Consider the following 5324-nt stretch of genomic DNA (forward strand, 5'->3'; position numbering starts at 1 on the left):
AAACGACGTTACCATTGATGTTGATTTAACTGCTAACCGTGGTGATTGTTTAGGTCTTAAAGGTTTAGCCCGTGAAGTGGGTGTTTTGAACTCTTTAGCCGTTACCGAGCCAACAATTACTGCTGTAGTGCCAACGATTGATGATGCTTTAACTATCAATGTTGAAGCGAATGAAGCATGTCCGCGCTACTTAGGTCGTGTTATCAAGGGTATTAACCCAAGTGCAACGACGCCATTGTGGATGGTAGAAAAGCTACGTCGCTGTGGTACTCGTGCAATCGACCCAGCTGTTGATGTTACCAACTATGTATTGTTAGAGCTTGGTCATCCAATGCATGCCTTTGATTTAGCTAAATTAGATGGCGGCGTTAATGCAAAAATTACCGTACGTTTCGCTAATAAAGAAGAAAAGTTAACTTTATTAGATGAAAAGGAAGTAACCCTAAAAGAAGGTACTTTAGTTATTGCTGATGAGAAAAAAGCATTAGCTATGGCCGGTATCTTTGGTGGTCTTGAGTCAGGTGTTACCACTAACACCACTGATATCTTTTTAGAAAGTGCCTTTTTTGCACCTTTAGCTATCTTAGGTAAAGCTCGCCAATATGGTTTGCATACCGATTCATCACACCGTTATGAACGTGGTATCGACCCAACATTACAGTTTGACGCTATTGAGCGTGCAACTGAATTATTACTTGAGATTGTTGGTGGTCAAGCAGGTCCAGTTGTTGAAGCTAAATCTGATGCTGATATCCCACAAACAAAAGAAGTAAGCTTACGTCGTGAAAAACTTGATGGCCGTATTGGTCATCACATTGGTGACGAACAAGTTAGCGAAATTCTTACACGTCTTGGTTTTACTGTCAGTACCACAGGTGAAGGCGTTGCTAAAGTATGGCAAGTCATTGTGCCAGCTTACCGTTTTGATATTAAAATCGAAGTCGATTTAATTGAAGAAGTTGCTCGTATTTTTGGCTATAACAATATTCCAAATATTGCGCCAAAAGCCGCCTTGAAAATGTGTGAGAAAAAAGAAGCTAAGCTTTCTTTGATAAATTTAAAACAAGTTTTAGTAAATCGTGACTATCAAGAAGCGATTACCTACAGCTTCGTTGACCCGAAAGTACAAGCATTATTACACCCAGATCAAGCGGTGATGACATTACCACATCCAATTTCTTCTGAAATGTCAGTAATGCGCTTAAGTTTATGGACAGGATTGTTGCAGTCGATGGTTTATAACCAAAATCGTCAACAAGGCCGAGTACGTTTATTCGAAGCAGGTTTACGTTTTGTGCCTGATGAAAGTGCTGAAAACGGTGTTCGTCAGCAAAACATGTTGGCTGGTGTTATCAGTGGTCTTCGTGTTGATGAACATTGGAGCATGGAAAAAGCAGCAACTGATTTTTATGACATTAAAGGTGATGTTGAAGCGTTATTAGCTTTGACTTGTGATGCTCAGGGTTATGAGTTTTCAAAAGCCGAAGTTGATGCCTTACATCCAGGTCAAACTGCACAAATCACCAAAAATGGTGTTTTGGTAGGTCATGTTGGAACCTTACACCCTGAATTAGAAAGAAAATTAGGCTTAAATGGCCGAACATTAATTTTCGAACTATTATTATCAGAAGTACTAGTGCAAAAAATACCTGAAGCCAGCGACATCTCTCGCTTTCCTGCCAATCGCCGCGACTTAGCGATAGTAGTAAAAGAAGAAGTTGATGCAAAAAAAGTATTACAACTTATTGAAAAGGTTGGCGGAAATTATTTAATTGATCTAAACTTATTCGATGTATACCAAGGTCAAGGAATTGAAGAGGGTTATAAAAGTTTAGCCATCGCCTTAGTATTACAAGATACTAGTAAAACTCTTGAAGAAAAAGACATCACTGATGTTATCGATAGAGTTGTTGAAACCTTAAAAACAGAATTAAATGCATCACTGAGGGACTAAGCAATGGCGCTTACCAAAGCAGAAGTAGCAGAACATTTATTTGAAAAAGTTGGGCTGAGCAAGCGTGACGCAAAAGATATGGTTGAAATCTTCTTTGAAGAGATTCGCGAAACCTTAGAAAGTGGCGACCAAGTCAAGCTTTCAGGTTTTGGTAACTTCGACTTACGTCAAAAAAGCGAACGTCCTGGCCGTAATCCTAAAACTGGTGAAGATATTCCAATTTCTGCCCGTAAGGTTGTTACCTTTAGACCGGGTCAGAAACTGAAAAGCCGTGTTGAAGACGGAAATAGCGACTAAGACAAGCAATTGTCTACTTGCTAATTTAAGCTGAGCAACTTTGTTGCTCGCTTTTCGTGCTTTATTCTGAGCTCAACTCAGTAGATACTGAGTTGAAACAGTAACAAGTAAATATTACATATAAATGACAAAACCCGCATTAGTGATAATTGATGCGGGTTTTTTATGTGCTAAATTCCTTGTTTTTAGAAAGAGCTGAAATAGAAAGGGCTGAAATAGATAGAGTAGCTCTAGTCTTACTTCTATAACTTTTAACTTACCTAGCTATTTAACCTTTGTTAAGCTTGATGCGTTCGTGAGGGATGAAATTAGCGGTGTTTACTTTTATCGTAATAGCTGGTGTCTATTTACTTAATTAAGGCTTTAGCATCATTAACAGAAAAGCTTAGTGACTGTTTTGTCGCCGCTTCAGGAGCCCAAGGGAAAATACTTAGTAAGGTACTTGATACAGATTGATAGTTCTTACCAGCATCAGGAAGTTAGTCAATGAACTCGGCTACTACTTGTCAGGTAACTCGTCAGTAGGCTAATCGGAAAGCAAAGCAATAAGCCAATCAATGACAGGCATTATTGTTATTCGTTACGGTTTCCCTTCTGCCTTCCTTACTGATAGATAGCCAAGACTGTATAAACACAATAAATAAGCAGTAATAATGATGCCGTTATTCTGCTTATTTTTTCTTTTGGCACAAGCCAAAAGGTTATCGCGAGTAGCGCCGCCGCTAAGACATTGAATAACACTGCTTGGTTTAGCGAGAAGTCTAACGGCACTGGTTGAATAGTCGCGGTAATACCTAAGGTGAAAAATACATTAAATATATTTGAACCAATGATATTTCCTAAAATAAGTGCTGTGCTTCTGCTACGCAGGGCAACTAAACTGGCAATTAATTCCGGCATTGACGTGCCAGGTCCAACAATCAACAATCCTATTAAGCGGTTTGATAAGCCAAACAACTGAGCAATTTTTTCTGCCGAGCTAACTATTAATTCACCCCCTAACACTAAACCAATTAATCCGGTGATAATGTAGAAAAAGGCCTTAGCGGTGGAAGAGTTGTTATCACTTTTCAGCGCTTGATGATGATGCTTATGCAGCGGTTGCTTATGGGGAGCACCTTGTTTGACTTCCAATAAGGTGTAATAAACATAAATACAAAAAAAGCATAAGAAAATTAATGCATGGCTCATCATGATCTGATGATAGTTTATATGGTCTAAAAACAGCTGATTACCACAGACTGCTATCATTAGTGCGGCAATTAAATTATATGGAGCATCTTTAATTCTAACATCGCTATTAATAACTAATTGGCCAGATAAGCCGAGTAAGCCTAACGTTACACAAGTATTAAATAAATTACTGCCTAAAATATTAGCGATAGCTAGCTCGGTATTACCTTCAAGTGCTGCTTGAATATTAACGGCAAATTCTGGCAGAGAAGTACCAAAGCCAATAATAAAAGCGCCAATAATAAACTCAGGAATGGCAAAACGTTTGGCAATGCTGATTGCACCCGAGACAAGGATCTTTGCTGAATAAACAGCTAATATAATGGCGACAATTAACACACCGGCTTGCATTAACATTTCTATTCCTTAGAAATTTAGATAGACGTTTGTGACCTTAGCTGCAACTGACTCGAAGTTTAAAGGTAAAGAGTTTTTAATAGTTTGAATTCTAAGGAAGAAAGGCCTTACAAAGCAAGATATATTACACAAAAGTTAGGTTATATTGCCTTTATATTTTATCATAGTGTTTCTTTGATAGTCTTTTCATTTATAAGCTTTTTACTCATAAGGTAAGCTATGCGCCCCTCTAGTTATCCCGACCAAGAAGTCAGATCTATCAACTGGCAAGCTTTTAAACTGATTTTACCTTATTTGTTTGAGTATAAAAAACGCATAGCCTTCGCTATGTTATGTCTAGTATTTACTAAAATTGCCAGCGTCTATTTACCGTTTATCCTCAAAGATATCGTTGATACCTTAGATGCTAATAGTGCCGACAAACAAAACTCGGCACTGGTAATTGTACCTTTAGCCTTAGTGGCCGCTTATGGTTTAGTGCGCTTGTCGATAGTGGTTTTGGCCGAGATAAGAGATACCCTGTTTGGTCGGGTTACTGAACGTGCGATACGACGTATCGGCTTAAAAGTATTTCGGCACCTACATGCCCTTGATTTAGATTTTCACTTAAATAGACAAACCGGTGGCTTGTCCCGTGATATCGATCGTGGCACTTCCGGTATCAACTTTTTAATGCGTTTTATGGTCTTTAATATTGTACCGACCTTACTTGAAATAGTTATGGTAGTGACCATTTTATTTGTCAATTACGGCATATGGTTTGCGCTAATTACCCTAACGTCGATAGTTAGTTATATTGCTTATTCCATTTTTGCCACTGAGAAACGTACCCGTTATGTGCGTGCGGCCAATCAAGCAGATTCATCAAGCAATACCCGCGCTATTGATAGTTTACTGAATTACGAAACGGTAAAATATTTTACTAATGAAGAATATGAAGCCCAGGCTTACGATGAGCAGTTATCGACTTGGGAGCAGGCTAAAATAAAAAACCGTTTATCTTTATTTGCCCTTAACGGTGGCCAAGCCTTGATTATAGCCATTGCCATGACGGCTATGCTGGCGTTAGCTGCCAACGAAGTCGCTAAAGGTAATATGACCCTTGGTGATTTTGTGCTTATCAATGCCTTTATGATGCAGTTATTTATGCCACTGAACTTTTTAGGCTTTGTTTATCGTGAAATCAAAGGCTCGTTGGCTAACATAGAAAACTTGTTTGGCTTATTAGCGAAAAAAGCCAAGGTGCAAGACGTTCCAGATGCTACAGAATTGCGCTTGGCTGGGCCGGGCGTACATACAAATAGTCAAGCCAACAATCAGGCCAGTATCGACTTTAATAATATTACTTTTGCTTATAATAAAAAGCGCCCGATCATCAAGGGGATTTCTTTTTCGATAAAGGCCGGTGAAAAAGTTGCCGTGGTTGGCCAAAGTGGCTCGGGTAAATCAACCTTAGTGAAGTTATTGTTTCGCTTCTATGATG

At 38.9% G+C, this 5324-nt stretch carries 4 protein-coding genes; 3 read left to right on the plus strand and 1 reads right to left on the minus strand.

Going from position 1 to position 5324, the window contains the following annotated elements:
• The coding region (pheT, locus tag HRT50_RS17535; protein ID WP_291616900.1) for a phenylalanine--tRNA ligase subunit beta at positions 1 to 1954 on the plus strand (1954 nt) is incomplete at its 5' end.
• Between the two features lie 3 nt (positions 1955 to 1957).
• Positions 1958 to 2251, plus strand: coding sequence for an integration host factor subunit alpha (locus HRT50_RS17540; protein WP_033080189.1), 294 nt, complete (start codon positions 1958 to 1960; stop codon positions 2249 to 2251).
• Positions 2252 to 2854: 603 nt separating this feature from the next.
• On the opposite strand, the gene HRT50_RS17545 is transcribed toward HRT50_RS17540, so the two are convergent.
• The gene (locus HRT50_RS17545) at positions 2855 to 3841 is read right to left on the minus strand and encodes a calcium/sodium antiporter (protein ID WP_291616905.1); all 987 of its coding nucleotides are present in this window, start codon (positions 3839 to 3841) and stop codon (positions 2855 to 2857) included.
• Between the two features lie 219 nt (positions 3842 to 4060).
• Between HRT50_RS17545 and HRT50_RS17550 the strand changes: the two genes are divergently transcribed.
• Positions 4061 to 5324: ABC transporter ATP-binding protein/permease (locus tag HRT50_RS17550; protein WP_291616907.1), on the plus strand; the 1264-nt coding region annotated here is incomplete at its 3' end.

Source organism: Colwellia sp., assembly GCF_013215345.1.
GTDB lineage: Bacteria > Pseudomonadota > Gammaproteobacteria > Enterobacterales > Alteromonadaceae > Colwellia.

Excerpts from the sequence above, each read along its gene's own strand:
- HRT50_RS17540 (WP_033080189.1), top strand. The coding sequence starts at position 1,958 with ATGGCGCTTACCAAAGCAGAAGTAGCAGAACATTTATTTGAAAAAGTT.
- HRT50_RS17545 (WP_291616905.1), bottom strand. The coding sequence starts at position 3,841 with ATGTTAATGCAAGCCGGTGTGTTAATTGTCGCCATTATATTAGCTGTT.